This is a genomic window from Pseudomonas sp. SA233, assembly GCF_054792385.1.
Genome location: NZ_CP096449.1, coordinates 2,546,900 through 2,564,616, shown reverse-complemented (window position 1 = coordinate 2,564,616; position 17,717 = coordinate 2,546,900). Strand labels below are relative to the sequence as shown.

Sequence of the window (17,717 nt, the reverse complement as noted above, 5' to 3'; positions counted from 1 at the left end):
CTCCTGTGGTTTGCGACTACCTTATGCAGCGAGCCTTATTTCGGCTATACAATGGACTCAATACACTTATTGGATTTCGCAATAATGAGTGCGCTCGACGCTTTGCCCGACCCCAAGCTGCTGCAACTGTTCGATGTGCTGTACCAATGCCGCAGCGTCACCCGCAGTGCTGAACAGCTCGGCCAGAGCCAACCTACCGTGAGCATCTGGTTGGGGCGCTTGCGTGAAGAGTTGAACGACCCACTGTTCGTGCGTACGCCAGGCGGCATGGCGCCAACCCCGCGGGCAGACCAGCTGATCGGGCCATGCCGCGAGGTGCTGGAATCGCTGCGGCGCCTGACTACCTGGGAGCCGCAGTTCGTTCCGGCCACGGCGCAGCGGCGCTTTCGCCTGTGCGTCAGTGATGCCAGCCATATCACCCTGCTGCCCAGCATCCTCAACCACCTGCGCACCCACGCGCCGGGTATTCGCCTGGAAGCTGCACGCATCGATGGCAATACCGAGAGCGCGCTGGAGTCGGGCGAGGCGGACCTGGCCATCGGCTTCGTGCCCTGGCTGGGTGCGGGGATGTATCAGCAAGTGTTGTTCGAGCAGGACTGGGTCTGCCTGAGCAACCCGCTACACCCGCGTTTGAGCAACGGCATGAGCGTGGCGGGTTACCAGGCCGAGGGGCATGTACAAATCAGTGCCGGGACCGGGCAGAAGTTGCTGGAGGCTGGCCTGGCGCGGGCCGGCATCGAACGCAGGATCATGCTGGAGCTGCCGGCGTTTCTGGGGTTGGGGATGATTGTCGGGTCGACAGACCTGGTGGCTACGTTGCCACGGCATATCGGCCAGACACTCGCCGACATGCATGGTTTGCACGTGCACGATTGCCCGTTTGCAGTGGAAGGTTTCACGGTCAAGCAGCACTGGCACGCACGGTACCAGCAAGACAGCGGGAATCGCTGGATCAGGGAGGTGGTGCGGGGCTTGTTTCAAACAGGGGCCGGTTAACACACACGGCGAAACCTTCGCTCGCCGAGCTTCCTTCCCTGGAAGCATCGGTGTACGGATCAAGCAGCAGGCTTGAGCACCACCTTCGTCCAGCCATCATCCCGCGCATCAAAATGCTTGTAGGCGTCGGGGGCTTCAGCAAGGGTCAAGCGATGGGAAATTATCTGGGAAGGCTTGGCACGCCCGTGATGAATGAGCTGCGCCAGGCGGCGATTGCAGGCCTTCACGTTTGCCTGGCCTGTGCGGATGAATTGGCCTTTGAACCAGAACGCTCCGAAATCGAAGGCCATCTTGCCCTGCTTCGCCAGGTCGTTCGCAGTTCAACGGGCATAGCGTGCCGCCTATCTGCCGGGTCGAAGGCGATGGGGCGCGAAGCGGCACTTAGGTGCTTCTAAAGCCTGGGGCTTGACGTATCGATCAGCATGGACGCCGAGCGAGGATGCCGCGTAGCAGTTTGCAAGGCCAGTGCTCCCCATGAGCAATGTCGCGTACGCGAAGCTTGGTCAGATTGCAGGCTCGTAGCTTGCTTGGGCGGATCTCCATCTGTCGAAAGCCAGAGAGCCCACAGCGATCTTCGGAGCGGGCTCCCTTCCATGCAGAATATTAAGCTTCGATCGCAGCGCCCCTAATGCCCAGAAGCTCACTGTCAGGCGGGGGTATGGACGGCGCATCAGTTGTCAGAACACCCATTCCCCACAATACGGTACTCCATGATATGCCGTTCGCCTTTGGAGTCGTCGTAAGTCAGTTGCATCGGCACAACATCGCACACATTGGGCACCGGCGTAACAGCCACAACGTGCGCGATATCCAGGTTCTGGGAGTAGCGATAGGGTTCAACCGTAATTTGTGCAGTTTGATTACCTTGGTCATCGGCCATAGCAACAGAACCAAGGCAGCCTAGGAACAAAACGAGTAACAGTTTCATGGTAATCACCTGTACTGAGGGCGTAAGAAGGCCTGAGCATCCAATCGGCGCTCGGTCGTCATAAACGATTGGGTGTGGCCCGGCGCAGTCAGGCGCCGGGCTGAGCTACATCAGAAGGGCTTGGTAGGCAGGTACTTGCCGTCCAGAGTGATCACAGCGCGATGGCCACCGTCCGGATCTTCGACCTTCTTGATGTCCAGCTTGAAATTGATGGCACTGATGATGCCGTCGCCGAACTTCTCGTGGACCAGAGCTTTGAGGGTGGTTCCATACACCGAGATCATTTCGTAAAAGCGGTAGATGGTAGGGTCGCTCGGCACTCCGTCGAAGAAGCTGCCGCGGATCGGCATCGATTGCAGCAGTGCAACTTGATCAGCATCGAGGTCGAGCTTATCGCCTACGACCTTCGCGGCGCTTTCAGGCAGCGGATGTTGGCCAAGCAAGGCAGCGGTGACAAAGGCCTCGGACAGGCCGGTACCGTCAACGATCTGCGCAAAGGACAGGTCCTTGCGAGCCTTGGCCAGAATGATAACTTCGGTCAGTTCCTGGCGGGCGGTGCGGGTGGCTTGAGTCTGGATCATGGTGAATCTCCTGGGTAAGTAAAGGTGCAGGTACAGGTTTCAGGCGACGTGCCTGGCTTGCTGGGAAACGGCGTGGACTTCCGGGTTTTCCGCGAGAGACACGAAGGTGCCGGTACTGCCATCAAAGGCGTCGATACGTCCGGTCTCGATGTCATAGATCCAGCCATGCAGGGTCACGCGGCCTTCTTCGAGAGCCAGGCGAACGGATGGGTGGGTCTGTATGTTGGCCAGTTGCGCGATCACGTTCTCGCGCACCATGGAGGCGACTTTGCTGCGCTTATCCACGTGATGACGGGCCTCATTAACTACCTTGGCCGAGTCGGCGTACCGCAACCAGCCGGCCACAGCGGGCATGTGATCCAGACATTTGCAGGTGGCGATGGCGGTCATCGCGCCGCAGTCGGAGTGGCCGCAGATCACGATGTCTGCAACGTTGAGTCCGGCGACCGCGTATTCGACCGAAGCCGAAACGCCACCCGGCTCTGGCCCATACGACGGCACGATATTGCCGGCGTTGCGGATTACAAACAGATCGCCTGGCTCGCGTTGGGTGACCAATTCAGGCACCAGCCGGCTATCAGAGCAGGAGATGAAGAGAGCCTTCGGCGCCTGCTGATTGGCAAGGTCCTTGAACAGTTTGACCCGCTCAGGAAAAGCGTTTTTTTGAAACTTCAGAAATCCGTCAATGATCGCTTTCATGGTTGCTGTCTCAATGTCGCTGGGTGTGAGACAAAGATTAAGCAGTGCATGACATAAGGTAAAAGTCTCATTTATTATGAGTAGGATTCGATTATCTTATGGGCTTAGACATGCTCGCTCGACATATCCAGTACTTTCTAGCCGTTGCGGAGCACCTCAGTTTCACGAAAGCTGCAGCGGCGCTGCATGTCTCTCAGCCGGCCCTTTCGCAGCAAGTAAGGCACTTGGAAGAGAGCCTGGGAGCCCAGTTGTTTGACCGATCAGGCCGCACGACGCGTTTGACTGACGCGGGGGATGTCTATCTTCTCTATGCGCGCCGTGCGCATCAGGAATTGCAGGAAGCCAAAAGGGCTATACATGATGTCAGCGACCTCAGCCGTGGCTCATTGCGTGTTGCCGTAACGCCGACGTTTACGAGCTATCTGGTGGGGCCACTCATCGAGGCATTTCACCTCAGATACCCCAAGATCACCGTCAACCTGAAAGAGATCTCCCAGGAACGGATCGAGGAGCTGCTGTTGGCGGGAGAGTTGGACGTAGGGATCGCATTCGATGAAATACATTCATCGGACATCGAAGCCATCCCCTTGCTGAACGAAACGCTCGCTTTGGTTATGAACCGCAGACACCGCCTGGCCGAGGAACGCTCCATTACCTCGCACGGCCTGAGTGCTGAGTCTTTAGTCTTGCTCAGCACAGAGTTTGCCACTCGCGAGCAAATCGACCGCTACTGCCGCAAATATGAGATTAACCCTAAGGTGCAGATGGAGGCCAATGCCCTAGGCGCAGTGATCGAGATCGTTCGCCGAACGAATCTTTCGACCTTATTGCCTGCCAGAATTGCGTTGGCCCATGACGACCTGGTGGCCATCACGTTGGAGCCGGAGCGCTTGGAGCGACGAGCCGTTCTAATGCGACGCAAAGACGCCTTTCTGAGCGCGGCGGTGCGCGTCTTCCTCGAGCTGGCTAAAGAAGTATCCAGCGATCTTGATCAGTGAGGTTTTGCGTGACCGCAGGATGCGCGTGTGCAACAGGGCCCAAGGTAGAGGAAAAGTGCAACGATGACGCTTTGCCTGACCGACGAAGCGGAGACTGGAAGGATAGGAAAGCCCTCTATTGGCTTTCTAGCCGCCGACGGCGCACTGATGTGTATCACAAACCGCAATAGGGATGACGAATCGCTTCTGAACGAAAAAAACCTGATCCTTTAAGACAAAAGGATCAGGTTGACGGTGACTTACAGGCCGAGCTCGGTCAGACCTGGGTGGTCATCCGGACGGCGACCCAGTGGCCAGTGAAACTTACGCTCGCTTTCCTTGATAGGCATGTCGTTTATGCAGGCGAAGCGACGATGCATCAGGCCATCAGCTTCAAATTCCCAGTTCTCGTTGCCGTAGGAGCGGAACCAGTTACCGGAATCATCATGCCATTCGTATGCGTAACGAACGGCGATACGGTTATCGGTAAAGGCCCAGAGCTCTTTGATCAGGCGATAATCCAGCTCTTTTTTCCACTTGCGGGTAAGGAACCCTTTAGCTTCTTCGCGGTTGGTAGCAAACTCAGCGCGGTTACGCCATTTGGTATCCAGCGTATAGGCGAGCGAAACTTTCTCCGCGTCGCGGCTGTTCCAACCATCTTCTGCCAGTCGGACTTTTTCAATCGCCGTTTCGCGAGTGAAAGGAGGAAGTGGTGGGCGAGTGTGGATATTGGACATGGTGGTGCCTCCAGATTAATTGGATAATTGAGTAAACCAGTGCCAGTGGATCGCGGGCCTATAGCAAGGCCGCTTGAATTATCAATTTGTGAAAGTTGAATCGCGTTGCTAACGACAGCATTAAATTAAACTCTATTGCCGCGCCTTGATGGAGGCGATTGCAATTAATAGAGATGCTATAGGTGCAGGCGCACGCATCCTCGAAACTATGTTTCCGTGGAATATCATAAGAACTATGCTTATGCTAAAAGCGTTCGTACTCTACCTGCAGTGTAGGCAATCGAATTTAAATTTCGTTCTGCCTAGCCGAGCACCCTGAGTTTGAAAGAATTTACAGTGGTGCCGGAGTTACAGCCCCAACTCAGTCAGCCCGGGATGATCATCTGGGCGGCGGCCCAGCGGCCAGTGGAATTTGCGCTCGCTTTCCTTGATAGGCATGTCGTTTATGCAGGCGAAGCGACGGTGCATCAGACCATCAGCTTCAAATTCCCAGTTCTCGTTACCGTAGGAGCGGAACCAGTTACCGGAATCATCATGCCACTCGTAAGCGTAACGGACAGCGATGCGATTATCGGTGAACGCCCAGAGCTCTTTGATCAGGCGATAATCCAGCTCTTTTTTCCACTTGCGGGTAAGGAACCCTTTAGCTTCTTCGCGGTTGGTAGCAAACTCAGCGCGGTTACGCCATTTGGTATCCAGCGTGTAGGCAAGTGAGACTTTTTCCGCGTCGCGGCTGTTCCAGCCATCTTCAGCAAGTCGAACTTTTTCAATCGCTGTTTCGCGAGTGAAAGGAGGAAGTGGCGGGCGAGTTTGGGCATTGGACATGGTAGTGACTCCAGCCTAGTTGGATAGATAAGTGTGAGTAGCGTCTCTGACGCTCAAGCTTTAGGATACAAGCTCTTTCAGCAACATCTGCGCAACTTCCTTTGCATTATCAGCAGCGTGATAATCACCCATAACACGAGCCGTGGTGATTGCGCCTTCCATCAAAATAAATAACTGCCTGGCTAAGACCAACGGTTGCTCGGTGTTCAATTGTTCAGTCAGTTCAAGCGTATAGTCCAAGAGCTTTTGCTTGTGCAGTTTTGCGATCTGGCGGATGGGGTCATCGGGATCCCCTACCTCGCCTGCCGTGTTAATGAACGCACAGCCGCGGAAACCATCCGTCTCGAACCAGCCCTTCAAAACAGTAAACATGCTCAGTATTCGATCGTGCGGTGTAGCCGCTTTGTCGCATTCGGTCCTGAACCATTGCATCCAGCGTACGTCGCGAGCGCTCAAGGCCGCAGCTGCGACATCATCTTTGGTAGCGAAATGGTTGTAGATACCCTTCCTTGACACGCCAGAGGTCTTCACCAGTAGGTCCATGCCCGTGGCATGAATCCCGTTTTCGTAGATGAGTTTCTCGGCGGTGGCCAGGATTTGGGCTCTGTGATCTATCGTTGGTCTGCTCATGGATTCAATGTAGAACGATCGTTCTCTCCGGTCAAGCACCGTCAGGTGAATTCTTCGATTAAAGGCGCGCGCCCCAGTGGTACCTGGAATGAGCGCGACCAGGCGGACAGCGAGAGCTCTCTGATGGCGCTACCAGGACAAAGCACGGCGCCCATCATTGGCTGTCGGAGCCTGCGGTTATCCGACGCTGATGCACTGACTCAATCGTGACCATAGCGGAAATATACTTTGCGCACTAACTATTATCGCGCAAAGTTAACCCCAAGTACGAAGCAACCGCTCACACCTACGAGACACCGGAGAACGATCATGACCATTACCAAAGCATTCGCCATCGTCACCCTTACGCTCGGCGCCAATGTTGGTGCTTTTGCGCAGACCGCAACTCCGTATCACTACGGAATGGATCTGGATATCGACAAAATCATCTCTGTGGAGGCCACACCCAGCAACGGCGGCCCAAACAGCATTGCGACTCTGACCTACCGTGACAGCCACGGCGAGGAGCAGAAGGTGAGCTACATCCGTCCGGACTTTGCAGCCAACCAGAACTGAACACCTGCCCACACCCTAGGAGCACAATCATGAAACTGCCCCGTACCCTCACCGCCGGCCTGCTGGCTCTGGCTGTCAACAGTGCCTTCGCCGCTGGTAGCCCTGGCGTGGAACACACCACCCAAGGCTTCCTTCAGGCTCTGGCTGCAGGCGGCGGCAAGCCGCTTGAGACCTTGTCGCCGAAAGACGCCCGGTCAGTGCTGACAGGCGCCCAGGCAAGCGTGAAGGTCGACTTGTCCGGTATTCAGGTCGAGCGCCGTACCATCCAGGCCGATGGCCAGCCGCTGGAAATCCGGGTAGTGCGGCCGGAGGGCGCTAAGGGTGACCTGCCGGTGTTCATGTTCTTCCATGGTGGTGGATGGGTGTTGGGCGATTATCCGACCCACGAGCGACTGATCCACGACCTGGTAGTGGGCTCTCGTGCGGCAGCGGTCTACGTCGATTACACGCCATCGCCCGAGGCCAAGTTCCCCACAGCGATCAACCAGGCTTACGCCGCCACCCGCTGGGTCGCCGAGCATGGCAAGGAGATTGGTGTCGACGGCAGCCGCCTCGCTGTGGCTGGCAACAGCGTCGGCGGCAACATGGCTGCAGTAGTAGCCATCAAGGCGAAGGAAGCCGGAACTCCGAAGCTGCGCTTCCAGGCACTGCTGTGGCCCGTGACTGATGCCAACTTCAACAACAGTTCCTACAACCAATTCGCCGAAGGGCACTTCCTGACACGCAACATGATGCAGTGGTTCTGGGACAACTACACCACTGATTCGAAGCAGCGCGACGACATTCACGCGTCGCCGCTACGTGCCAGCCTGGATCAGCTGAAAGGTTTACCGCCGGCACTGGTACAAACTGCTGAAATGGACGTGCTGCGTGATGAAGGTGAAGCCTATGCTCGCAAGTTGAATGCCGCCGGTGTTCCGGTAACCGCCGTGCGCTACAACGGGATGATTCACGACTTCGGCCTACTAAATGTCCTCGGCGAAATCCCTGGCACCCGAAGTGCGATGGACCAGGCTGCGCAGGCGATCAGGCAACACCTCCAGTAACAGCTGCAATCAGGACCGGGGCGTTGTCGCCCTGGTCCTGCTCGGATAAGACCCTCATGGTGGATGGAAATCTTGGCGATGCGGCTGCATTCGGGCCGCCTTTTCTCGATCAGGCTGGGTACGTCCTCGGGCGATGCCGCTCGAACTGTACCCTCTCGACTCAACATGCACAGGAAACGCCGTTACCCTGTGCAGCAACGTCCGCCCCCACCAACGAAAACCCTTCGTCAAGCCAGCCGGTAACCCCGCCAATCATTTCTTTCACCGGAAAACCCAGCTCAGCCAAACGAACCGCCGCCCGATGTACGCCATTGCAATGCGGCCCCGCGCAATAAACAACGAAAAGCGTCTGGCGCGCATAGTCAGCCATGCGTTCTGCGCTGATGGTGCGGCCAGGAATATTGATCGCGCCCGGCACATGGCCCTGCGCAAACGCCTCGCTGCTCCTTACATCTACCAGCACATAGTCGACATCACCCGACCGCTGGCTACGTTCAACATCCGAACAATCCGTCTCGAACGCCAGATGGCGGCTGAAATGAAGCAGGGCATCGGATGGGCTTGCGGCAGGATATTCGCTGACCAGGCTTGGCATGGATTTCACTCCTCGGTTGAAAGTGCGCCCATTGTAGGAAGCCCGCCTGTATCGCTACAGTGGCGCACTCGACAGTCACCGGTAGTTTTCCGCCAATGCTCACGAACCCTGGTTTGGTCGCCGTGCTGGCCTATGACGGGCTGTGCACCTTCGAGTTCGGCATTGCCGTGGAGATCTTCGGGCTGCCACGCCCGGAGTTCGAATTCGCCTGGTACACGCATCGCATCGTCGCCGTCGATCCCGCACCAATGCACGCGGCAGGTGGCATGCAGGTCATTGCCGAGTTCGGCTTGGAGTCGCTCGTTGATGCCCATACCATTATCATTCCGGGCTGGCGTAGCCGCGATGAGCGCCCGCCGCAGGTGCTGCTGGACGCCTTGCGCGCCGCGTATCAACGCGGGGCGCGGCTGCTTTCCATCTGTTCGGGGGTGTTCGTGCTCGCGGCTGCGGGCCTTCTGGACGGCAAGCGTGCCACCACCCATTGGCGCTATACGGACGAACTCGCGGCACGCTATCCACTCATTGAAGTTGACCCTGGCGTGCTTTACGTAGACTGCGGCCAGCTGATTACCTCGGCAGGCAGCGCTGCCGGTATAGATGCCTGCCTGCACCTGGTGAGTCGAGACTTTGGTACCCAGGTTGCCAACACCGTTGCCCGTCGCCTGGTTATGGCACCCCAGCGTTCCGGAGGGCAAACACAGTTCTTCCCCGCACCCGTTGCCCAGAAGCCTCGCGATGATCTGGCCGCGGTGCTGGAGTGGGCGACCTTGCATGTGGGCAGGCCGCTTACGGTCAAGCAGCTGGCAGCGAAGGCACTGATGAGCGAACGTACCTTCCTGCGACGCTTCATCGAAGCGACAGGCATCACGCCGAAAACCTGGCTGCTTGAGGTGCGCATGAACGTGGCGCGTGAGTTGCTGGAAAGCAGCCCATTGAGCAATGAGCAAATCGCCGAACGCTGCGGGTTCGCCTCGGCGGAAAGTTTCCGGGCAGCATTTCGCAAGACCGTGGGGTTGGCGCCCATGAGGTATCGTGCGCAGTTTGGCAACCACTGACCGTTCAGCGGTACCTTTGATACACCGTTTCTGCCAAGGAAGCAGAAACACGTGCATGTCGATTCTGTCGCGCCCTGGTACGCGTCAGCTGCTATCCGGACTCAGGGCGACTGACCGTTGTGGCGTCAGAAGCGCTCATCCCCGATCGCGGGCAAGATCAACTCCCGTACGAATGAAGCCCCTGACAGGCGCAACAACGCATCGACCATGGTGACCACATCATGTACCGGTACCCAAAGCCGCTCACCTCGCGCAGCAGCCTGCACCAAAGGCGTGGACAGGGCGTCATCGGTATTCAGGTAACCCAGCTGAAGCACGGTCACCGCCAGGTTGTCATCCCTGAAGCCTTCGCGTAGCGCATCAGCCATGCCGTTGAGGGCGAACTTGGAGGCACCGAACGCTACCTCCGGGCGCCCGCTCTGGCGAAGAGCCGAAGTCGAACCAGTGAGGATCAACTGCGGCCGGGGAGCACCGAGCAATCTGGGTATCAGGCGTTTGAGAAGGAGCAGCGTGGCGGTGACGTTCACCTCGACCAGCCGGGTGATCGATTCGTCGCTGTCTTCGGAGAATGCATAGTGCTCGCTGAAGGCATGCTCTTCCCAGATGCCGACGTTGTATATCAGTACGTCCAGATCGGCAGGTGTTCGGTCCGCGATCCGTGCTACAGCCGCCACTGGCTCGGAAAGGTCGGCATCGATCCAGTACAGGTCGATGCCCGGCGCAAGGGCCAGATCTTTCGGCTGTTTGCGTGATACGCCAATCAGCGTGTCCCCGGGCTTGCCGAGGCCTTCGAGCAAAGCCCGCCCCAGCCCTCTGCTGGCGCCTACGATCATCGTCTTCACATGCTGTTCCTCTTTCCCTGATCTGCTCCAGGCCTCACTGGATCGGTCATCGCCTTCGACAGGCCCAAGGCGATGAAGCCGATAAACTGGAAAACCAGCAGTGAAGTCGGAGTGTCCATTTCTGGTGCTTGCGAGTTCGTTTGCGCAAGCAGCGAGTGTGCCGCCACGCCACTCTAAAACCTTGAGTCAACTCGAGGTCAATAGCGGTTCAGGGTTACAAAGCTGGCATTTCACCTTTTTCGCCGTGGCCGCAGCAGCATTGGTCACCACACCGCCGAGCAGCGCCAGCCAGTATCCCTCAAACCGTGGCGACCGTGCTTTTCACTGTATCGAGCAGCCCCAGGCGCGTGGCCCGGCAGACAGCACTCACCACAGCCTTGAGTGATGCCTGGAGTGTGCTGCCGTCCCTGCCCACGCCAAACAGCAACTGGTTCTTGACACGTATTTCGATGTAGGCAATGGCTTCGGCCTCAGCACCATCACGCACGGCGTGCTCGTGGTAATCGGCAATATCGAAGACCAGCCCCTGCTGGGCGAACGCATGGACCAGTGCGGCCACTGGGCCATTACCCTTGCCAGCGAACGCCAGGCGTTCACCCTCGACCAGCAGTTGAGCGTCAAGGTAAGTGCAGGCTTCGTCAGTGGTGACCATGGGGTGCAGCAAGGCGTAGGGATTACCCTGCTCCAGGTAGTTTCTGGTGAAGCACGACAAGATCATTTCGCTGGTGATCTCCCTCCCTTCACTATCGGCGACCTGCTGCACCAGGCCGCTGAACTCCATCTGTAACCGGCGCGGCAGGACGATACCCTGCTGCTCCAGGAGATAGGCCACACCACCCTTGCCCGACTGGCTGTTGACCCGGATGACTGCCTCGTAGCTGCGCCCCATGTCGGCCGGGTCGATCGGCAGGTACGGCACCTCCCAGAAACCGTCGGGGTTTTTCCGCCGTTGGGCGAAGCCCTTCTTGATTGCGTCCTGGTGAGAGCCGGAAAATGCCGTGAACACCAGCTCTCCCGCATAGGGATGGCGAGGATGGGTCGGCAACTGGTTGCAGAACTCGACCTCACGCTGGACATGGATGATGTCAGAGAAATCCAGCTCCGGGCTGATGCCACTGGTGTAGAGGTTCATGGCCAAGGTCAGGATATCGACATTACCGGTGCGCTCACCATTGCCGAACAAGGTGCCCTCGACCCGCTCGGCGCCTGCCAGGCAGGCCTGCTCGGCGGTAGACACACCTGTGCCACGGTCATTGTGCGGGTGGATACTGATGATCACGCTGTCGCGCTTGCGTACGTGGCGGCAGAACCATTCGATCTGGTCGGCGAACACGTTGGCGGTCGAAACTTCCACGGTGGTAGGCAGGTTCAGGATCATCTTGTTGGTGGGAGACGGTTCGAATACGTCGATCACCGCTTCGCAAATTTCCAGGCCAAAATCGAGCTCGGTGAAGCAGAAGGTTTCTGGTGAATACTGGTAAGTCCACTGCGTCTGCGGATTGGCCTGCATCAGCGCCTTGATCTCCCGGGTAGCCTGCGTGGCGATGCCGATGCAACCTGCGCGATCCACGCCGAACACCACATCACGAAATACGGGAGCCGTTGCGTTGTACACATGAACGATGGCCCGTGGCGCCCCCTTGAGCGCTTCGAAGGTACGCTCGATCAAGTGTGTACGGGCCTGTGTCATGACCTGGATAGTCACATCTTCGGGGATCCGACCGCTCTCGATCAATTCACGCACATAGTCGAAATCGGTTTGCGATGCTGCCGGGAAGCCAACCTCGATCTGCTTGAAACCGACCTTCACCAAAAGGTCGAAGAATCGACGCTTGCGTTCGGCGTTCATCGGCTCGATCAGTGCCTGGTTACCGTCCCGCATGTCGACGCTGCACCAGGTGGGAGCGACCTTCTGGACCTGACTGGGCCACTGGCGGTCTGGCAGGTCGACTGTGGCGAAGTGGCGATATTTGATTGATGGATCCTTAAGCATCATGGCGGCTTTCTCCTGGGCCTGTGTAACACCTTGTACTTGCCCGTGATGGACAAGCCAAAATATTGGATCCAATTTACACAGAACCTGGCTTACTCGATTGCGTTATTGAGCATCAATTCGGCAAATGGCGAACATTTATTGCTATAAATAATGAAAAAATGGAATTTTATATCGAAAAATGAAAATAGTAAGCCACATCCAAAATCTGGCAAAGACGAATGCGGCTCCAGGACAAAGGGCTTATTGGCTTGCCTCCACCACCTCCTCCTGCTTGAAAATACGGAACCCTCGCGCCTGATAATTTAGAAGCGCGGCAGGATGGTCGAAGGTGCAGGTATGTACCCACACCCGCTCTGTACCGCTCCACTCCCACGCTGCTCGAACAGCGTGACTCAGGAGCGCTCCGCCGAAGCCACACCCCAGGAATTGAGGTGCCAGCCCGAAGTAGCGTATCTCTGCGTTACTGCCATCGGGGCGATAGAGCTCGTAATAGCCGGCTATCGCACCACGGTAATAGGCAACCCAGGTACGGTGGCAATCCTGTTCGATGAGTGCCTGCCAGTCAGAAATCCCCCAGGTGTCAAGATCGCCCCACTCCCAAGGTGTGCCTACCAGCTTGTACAGAAACCGATTGAATTCCGCCTGAGGCACTTCACATTCAATGATCCGGAGTTCGTGAGGCTGTGTTTTTTCCTTCAGCTCGGATGCCGAGACCATTTCCAGATAATAAGTGGTGCAAGACCGTTCCATCGTAGACTCCCTACCCTGCAGGCCAGCTATTGGTGTGAAACATGACAATGACCACCGGGGCCGACATCGAGCCCGGTGGTTTTTCACTACCTTACCAATTGTGCGTGTAACTGGCAGTCAATACCGTGCCGGGGGCCGGCAAGTGGCTGGTGTTGTTGTTATTGCGCAGCAACTGGCTGTAGAGCGGGTAGTAGTCGCGGTTGAACAGGTTCTGGATGCCGACGCTCACCTTGTCGTCTGCGGAGATCTGGTACTGGCTGACCAGGTCGACTGTCGTATAACTGCTAACCTGATGTCGACCAAAGCTGTCCACCCCATCGAGCCTGTAGTCCTTGGCATCGAAGAACGTGGCTTGCAAGCGGTTGCTCCAATCCAGGGTCGGCTTGTATTGCACGTAGGCGGTCAGCTTCAGCGGCGGAACGCGATAGCCTGTCATGTCTTGCCAGTCTTTACCGTCCGGTTTTTCTCGTCCGCGCATCCAGGTCGCACTCCCCCCTGCGCCCCACACAGCATCGTCCGACAGCCAATCGGCACTGGCTTCAGCACCGTAGATACGCTCCTTGGTGCGGGTCAGAATCAGGCCGTTGTTGAAACTTTGTACATCCCCCAGTTTGGAGGTGGTGTAGAACAGCGCCAGGGTGCCGAGTGTGTTGCTGCCCAGGTCTCCTCGCCAGCCAAGCTCATAGTTGTTGGTCTTGACCGGCTCCAGGTTCGATGCGCCGATATCGAAGCCACGGCGCGCATTGCGCAGCTGGATGCCCACGTCGGGCAACTGGAAGCCCTGGCTGAAGGAGGCGTAGATTTCCTGGCCGAGTACCGGCGAGTAGACGATGCCCAGGTTCGACAGCACCGCATCGTAATGAATGTCGCCACCCTTCACCGCCACCGGGGAGGCAGACGTGGACTCGGACAACGGAACGAAGTCATCGAATTCGGCGGTGGAGTATTCGTAGCGCAGGCCGCCGTCGACCGACCAATGCTCATCGAAGCGATGCTGCAGCTGGGCGAAGGCACCGGCGCTCCGCGTCCTCAGCGGGGGCATGTACGTGAGCTTGCCAGTCTTGTCGAAAACCAGGCCGCCACTGGCGTCATAAGCCGCCGGGTCGAAGACATCGAGCGGCATGTCGCTGCGCTCCTGGTTATAGTCACCACCCCACACCAGTTCGGTACTGCCGCTGTCGCCAATCGGCGTGCGCAGGGTCAGGCGGCTTCCGAAGACTTCGCTGTTTTGCATGATCTGGTCAACATTGCCGCCGCGGGTAGCAACGGCACGGGCATCGAACGGGGTGAAGCGTGTGAAGTAGTCCCGGTAGTACATCTGGGCAGAAAGCCGGCTCCCGAGGATGTCGAGATTTTCATACTCCAGGTTCACCAGCGTGTTGCGAATGCGGTTCTGCTCGTCAAGATCCAGGCCCTTGATCGTATTGGCCGGCACAGAGCCAGCAGGGAGTTTCGCGACGCTTGGGTCGGTAGCGTAATCGGTGTCCTGGCGGGCATCGTAGTGGCTGACTGCAAGCTGCACTCGCTGGTTCTCGTCAATGTGCAGCCCCAGCTTGCCGCCAATGTTGTAGATGTTCGAATCGAACAGGTCGCCTTGGCTTGGCTCCGGGGCGATCCGGTCACCGTGCGCATCATACGAGGCACCGATATGGCGGGTACCGAAGTCGAACGAGTAGTCCACCGCACCCTGAGAGCCCGCGAAATATTGCTGGAACTGCCCCCCCAGGCCATCGCTGCCAAGGCGGGTCAGCGGCGAGGTCGCGCTCAGGCTGGTTTCGGCGCGGTTTTCACCACCCGCGGGCCGTGTGGTAATGGAGATGATGCCCCCCGTGGCGCCGCTGCCGTAGATGGCGCTGCTGCCACGAATGACTTCGACCCGTTCGATCAGTGCCGGGTCGATGTTGGCCAGGTTGCGCGAGGAGTCGCGGTTGGTATTGAGCGGCACCCCATCGACCATGACCAGCATGCTGCGCCCGCGCAGGGTCTGGCCATACTCGGTGAGGGTGCGGCTGGAGTCGGACATGCCGGGAACCGCCTTGGCCAGTACCGTAGCCAGGCTCTCTGACCCCTGGCGCAGCTCCTGCAGTTGTTCATGCTCGAGAATGGTGGATTGCCGCGTCGCGGAAACCAGGCTGCTGCTGGTGCGCGAGGCGGTGATTTCCATCTGGGCCATTTCCACGGGTCCGCTCTGGATTCCAGCACTTGATGCAGGGGTACCCTGCGCGACGATGACGAACGTGCGCTCATCCTTGGCCTGTACCTGCAAGCCACTGTCCTTTAGCAGTGTTTGAAGTGCTTCCTCGGGTGTGAACCGCCCCTTCACCGCAGGCGCGTTTCGGCCTGCACCAAGGTCGCTGGCGAAGATGATCTGTACCGAAGACTGCTGTGCAAGCGCGTTGATGGCATCGCCCAGCGGTGCGGCGGGGAGATCCACGTTCACCTTTTCCCGGCCCTGGGCCGACATTGCGATGAGCAGGCTACTGGCAAGCAATGACAGGCGTAGCTGGCGACTGCGGAGGGGAAAATGCACTTCTCGAGTTCCTTTTTGTGGTTGGGCTTTTTCAGTAGCCGCCATGGGGATCGAGAAACCCTACCTGCGCCTGAGAATTATTTTCTTGTCGGTGTGCGTTGAATCCGGACGCTTCCGTCCCCTACCTGCAGCACGGCGACAGGCAGGATGCTGGGCAGCAGATCCAGTAGCAGGTCGACATTGCGCGCTTCGAACACCCCCGTCACCTTGAGTGCGGCCAGGCTTGGGTCGCTCAGCTCGATGGGGGCCTTGCGATAGTGGCGCAACAACGACACCGCTTCATCCAGCGGCGTCTGCTCGAACACGATGCGATCATCTTTCCATGCCATCGCCTTGGAGGCGTCAGCCTTTGCAACCGGCATCAGTTGCCCGCCAATCGAGTCGACCTGTTGCCCTGGCCTCAGGGTGACAGGCGCCTGTGCTGGAGCAGCAGCGGTGACGTCCACGCGCCCACGGGCCAGGGTCACACGCACCGCGTCGTTATCCAGCCGGCGGACATTGAACAGCGTACCGAGCACCTCGACTTTCGCCATGCCAGCGGACACTACGAAGGGGCGGTACACGGCCGAGGACACATCGAAAAGCGCCTGCCCTGCGCGCAGGTCGACTTCGCGGCTGAGCAGACGCCAACTGATATCGACATGCGTGCCACTGTCGAGCAGCAGCTTGCTTCCATCGCTCAGCAGCACAGCGCGCCGCTCACCAATGGCGGTAGCGAAACGCTCGCTCTTGTAGGCTGGGTTCAGCCACGCCAGGGCCGCAAAGGCGATCGCAACCGCTAGTGTGATACCGGCCGACTTCACCGCTTTGGAGGGCGCTGGCCTGGACGGCGGCATGGGGAACAGCTGCTTGAGCTCTTCACGATGTCGCCCCAGTGCCTCGTCCAATGGCGCCTGTTCGGGCTGCTTGGTCATGGATGCACCTCATCGCGCCCAAGCCGTTGCCTGCACGCCGCCAACCCCAGGCGCAGATGCTTTTCCACAGTCTTGAGGGAAATACCGAGGCGCGCAGCGACTTCTGCCTGGGGGATTTCGTGAATCTTGTGCATGACGAAAACAGCCTGGCAGCGTGGTGGGAGGTCTGCGATAGCGTCGACGAGCAGTTGAAACTCGCGCGCGCTGTCATACCTGGTCACCGGGGTGGCTGCCGGGCAGGCCACCTCTGGCAGCTCGGAAATTGCCTCTACCCAGGCGCCTCGGCGGCGATCGCTACGATAGCGGCTCACGGCGGTGTCGTGGGAAATTTTTCGTAGCAGGGCCAGTGGGGTTCTGACGTCTTCTTTCTCACCGCGCTCAAGCAACTGCACACACACGTCATGCACTACATCGCGCGCCACGCTTCTGTCGCCGAAGCGCCGGCGAATGTGGTCTACCAGCTCGTCATAGTGACGGACCAATGTAGACAGCAGCGACGGTTTGGCGGGATCGAACGACACGATGCATCCTGGATAAGAGGTAGGCCTCGAAAACAAGACACAATAAATGAGAAATAATTGCGAATAAACAAGCTACAGCATCGAGCCATGCTAAACCGAGAGAGGGCGAGGAATGGTCAGACCGTTGGCAATGGCACTGGCTTCCAGCTTTGCACGCTCCGCATCCAGAAAGACATAGGCGGCTTGCAGCGTGTTGATCTTCGCTTGAATTTCGGCCATCTTGCCGGCTACCAACATCGCGCCTTGGGCGCAATCGATCGTGTTACCGCGCTTGGCCGCAAGGATGTCGCCAATCTCGGCGAGCGAAAAACCGCCGCTCTGGGCACTTTGAATAAAGGCCAGGTCAACAACGGTCTGGTCGCTGTAGCTGCGGTAATTGTTGGCTTGGCGATGGGCCACGATAAGCCCGAGTTGCTCGTAATAACGCAATGTATGGCGGCCCACCCCACTCCGGCGCTCCAACTCTCCGACATTCACGATAAAAATTCCTTGACTGTAGAGTAGGCTCTACACCTTAGCCTGCGCCGATCATCCAGACAA

The 17,717-nt window shown here is 58.1% G+C and carries 19 protein-coding genes and 1 pseudogene; 5 read left to right on the top strand and 15 right to left on the bottom strand.

All coding sequences use genetic code 11. The features are described from left to right. Positions 1-84 precede the first annotated feature (84 nt). On the top strand, positions 85-996 hold the full coding sequence (locus tag M1D87_RS11960) for a LysR family transcriptional regulator (RefSeq protein ID WP_015270098.1): 912 nt from the start codon (positions 85-87) through the stop codon (positions 994-996). 59 nt (positions 997-1,055) lie between these two features. Here the strand turns inward: M1D87_RS11960 and M1D87_RS11955 are convergent. The 4 genes and pseudogenes from M1D87_RS11955 to M1D87_RS11940 form a co-directional block, all read right to left on the bottom strand. Continuing rightward, positions 1,056-1,310, bottom strand: a pseudogene (locus M1D87_RS11955) (aldehyde dehydrogenase); the annotation flags it as partial. 356 nt (positions 1,311-1,666) lie between these two features. Next, on the bottom strand, positions 1,667-1,924 hold the full coding sequence (locus M1D87_RS11950; protein WP_039612858.1) for a DUF2790 domain-containing protein: 258 nt from the start codon (positions 1,922-1,924) through the stop codon (positions 1,667-1,669). 110 nt (positions 1,925-2,034) lie between these two features. Further along, a complete protein-coding gene (gene cynS / locus M1D87_RS11945) occupies positions 2,035-2,505 on the bottom strand; it encodes a cyanase (protein ID WP_003256785.1) in 471 nt (156 codons plus the stop codon). 39 nt (positions 2,506-2,544) lie between these two features. After that, on the bottom strand, positions 2,545-3,204 hold the full coding sequence (locus tag M1D87_RS11940) for a carbonic anhydrase (protein WP_023660570.1): 660 nt from the start codon (positions 3,202-3,204) through the stop codon (positions 2,545-2,547). A gap of 110 nt (positions 3,205-3,314) precedes the next feature. On the opposite strand from M1D87_RS11940, the gene cynR reads away from it, so the two are divergent. After that, a complete protein-coding gene (gene cynR / locus M1D87_RS11935; protein WP_031324220.1) occupies positions 3,315-4,202 on the top strand; it encodes a transcriptional regulator CynR in 888 nt (295 codons plus the stop codon). A 239-nt stretch (positions 4,203-4,441) separates the two neighbouring features. Here cynR and M1D87_RS11930 read toward each other — a convergent pair whose 3' ends face one another. The 3 genes from M1D87_RS11930 to M1D87_RS11920 form a co-directional block, all read right to left on the bottom strand. Then, a complete protein-coding gene (locus tag M1D87_RS11930; protein ID WP_039612856.1) occupies positions 4,442-4,918 on the bottom strand; it encodes a nuclear transport factor 2 family protein in 477 nt (158 codons plus the stop codon). Positions 4,919-5,266: 348 nt separating this feature from the next. Beyond that, complete coding sequence (locus M1D87_RS11925; protein WP_023660567.1) at positions 5,267-5,743, bottom strand: nuclear transport factor 2 family protein; 477 nt, start codon at positions 5,741-5,743, stop codon at positions 5,267-5,269. 60 nt (positions 5,744-5,803) lie between these two features. After that, positions 5,804-6,373, bottom strand: a complete 570-nt coding sequence (locus M1D87_RS11920) for a TetR/AcrR family transcriptional regulator (protein ID WP_061302403.1) — start codon at positions 6,371-6,373, stop codon at positions 5,804-5,806. Positions 6,374-6,682: 309 nt separating this feature from the next. Between M1D87_RS11920 and M1D87_RS11915 the strand changes: the two genes are divergently transcribed. Together M1D87_RS11915 and M1D87_RS11910 are read left to right on the top strand one after the other, a co-directional pair. Next, positions 6,683-6,928, top strand: a complete 246-nt coding sequence (locus tag M1D87_RS11915; RefSeq protein ID WP_061302404.1) for a DUF2790 domain-containing protein — start codon at positions 6,683-6,685, stop codon at positions 6,926-6,928. A gap of 29 nt (positions 6,929-6,957) precedes the next feature. Further along, positions 6,958-7,974: an alpha/beta hydrolase gene (locus M1D87_RS11910; RefSeq protein WP_139657660.1), complete on the top strand. Its 1,017-nt coding sequence runs from the start codon at positions 6,958-6,960 to the stop codon at positions 7,972-7,974. 160 nt (positions 7,975-8,134) lie between these two features. On the opposite strand, the gene M1D87_RS11905 is transcribed toward M1D87_RS11910, so the two are convergent. Beyond that, positions 8,135-8,569, bottom strand: a complete 435-nt coding sequence (locus M1D87_RS11905; RefSeq protein ID WP_123084351.1) for a rhodanese-like domain-containing protein — start codon at positions 8,567-8,569, stop codon at positions 8,135-8,137. Between the two features lie 95 nt (positions 8,570-8,664). Between M1D87_RS11905 and ftrA the strand changes: the two genes are divergently transcribed. Continuing rightward, a complete protein-coding gene (ftrA, locus tag M1D87_RS11900) occupies positions 8,665-9,624 on the top strand; it encodes a transcriptional regulator FtrA (RefSeq protein WP_123084352.1) in 960 nt (319 codons plus the stop codon). Between the two features lie 125 nt (positions 9,625-9,749). Here ftrA and M1D87_RS11895 read toward each other — a convergent pair whose 3' ends face one another. The 7 genes from M1D87_RS11895 to M1D87_RS11865 all read right to left on the bottom strand — a co-directional run bounded on the left by M1D87_RS11895 (position 9,750) and on the right by M1D87_RS11865 (position 17,654). Next, positions 9,750-10,466 (bottom strand): SDR family NAD(P)-dependent oxidoreductase, encoded by a 717-nt coding sequence (locus M1D87_RS11895; RefSeq protein ID WP_123084353.1) that lies wholly within the window; start codon positions 10,464-10,466, stop codon positions 9,750-9,752. A 298-nt stretch (positions 10,467-10,764) separates the two neighbouring features. Beyond that, complete coding sequence (gene leuA, locus M1D87_RS11890; protein WP_123084354.1) at positions 10,765-12,462, bottom strand: 2-isopropylmalate synthase; 1,698 nt, start codon at positions 12,460-12,462, stop codon at positions 10,765-10,767. A gap of 240 nt (positions 12,463-12,702) precedes the next feature. Then, the gene (locus tag M1D87_RS11885; RefSeq protein WP_123084355.1) at positions 12,703-13,212 is read right to left on the bottom strand and encodes a GNAT family N-acetyltransferase; all 510 of its coding nucleotides are present in this window, start codon (positions 13,210-13,212) and stop codon (positions 12,703-12,705) included. Between the two features lie 91 nt (positions 13,213-13,303). After that, positions 13,304-15,742: a TonB-dependent receptor gene (locus tag M1D87_RS11880; protein WP_123084356.1), complete on the bottom strand. Its 2,439-nt coding sequence runs from the start codon at positions 15,740-15,742 to the stop codon at positions 13,304-13,306. Positions 15,743-15,819: 77 nt separating this feature from the next. Further along, positions 15,820-16,656 carry a FecR family protein gene (locus M1D87_RS11875; protein WP_123084357.1) on the bottom strand — a complete coding sequence of 279 codons (837 nt, stop codon included), beginning with the start codon at positions 16,654-16,656 and terminating at the stop codon, positions 15,820-15,822. Then, positions 16,653-17,177, bottom strand: a complete 525-nt coding sequence (locus M1D87_RS11870; protein WP_054573815.1) for an RNA polymerase sigma factor — start codon at positions 17,175-17,177, stop codon at positions 16,653-16,655. Before M1D87_RS11870 ends, M1D87_RS11875 begins: the two co-directional genes overlap by 4 nt. A gap of 90 nt (positions 17,178-17,267) precedes the next feature. Continuing rightward, the gene (locus M1D87_RS11865) at positions 17,268-17,654 is read right to left on the bottom strand and encodes a MerR family transcriptional regulator (protein ID WP_023660557.1); all 387 of its coding nucleotides are present in this window, start codon (positions 17,652-17,654) and stop codon (positions 17,268-17,270) included. Positions 17,655-17,717 lie beyond the last annotated feature (63 nt).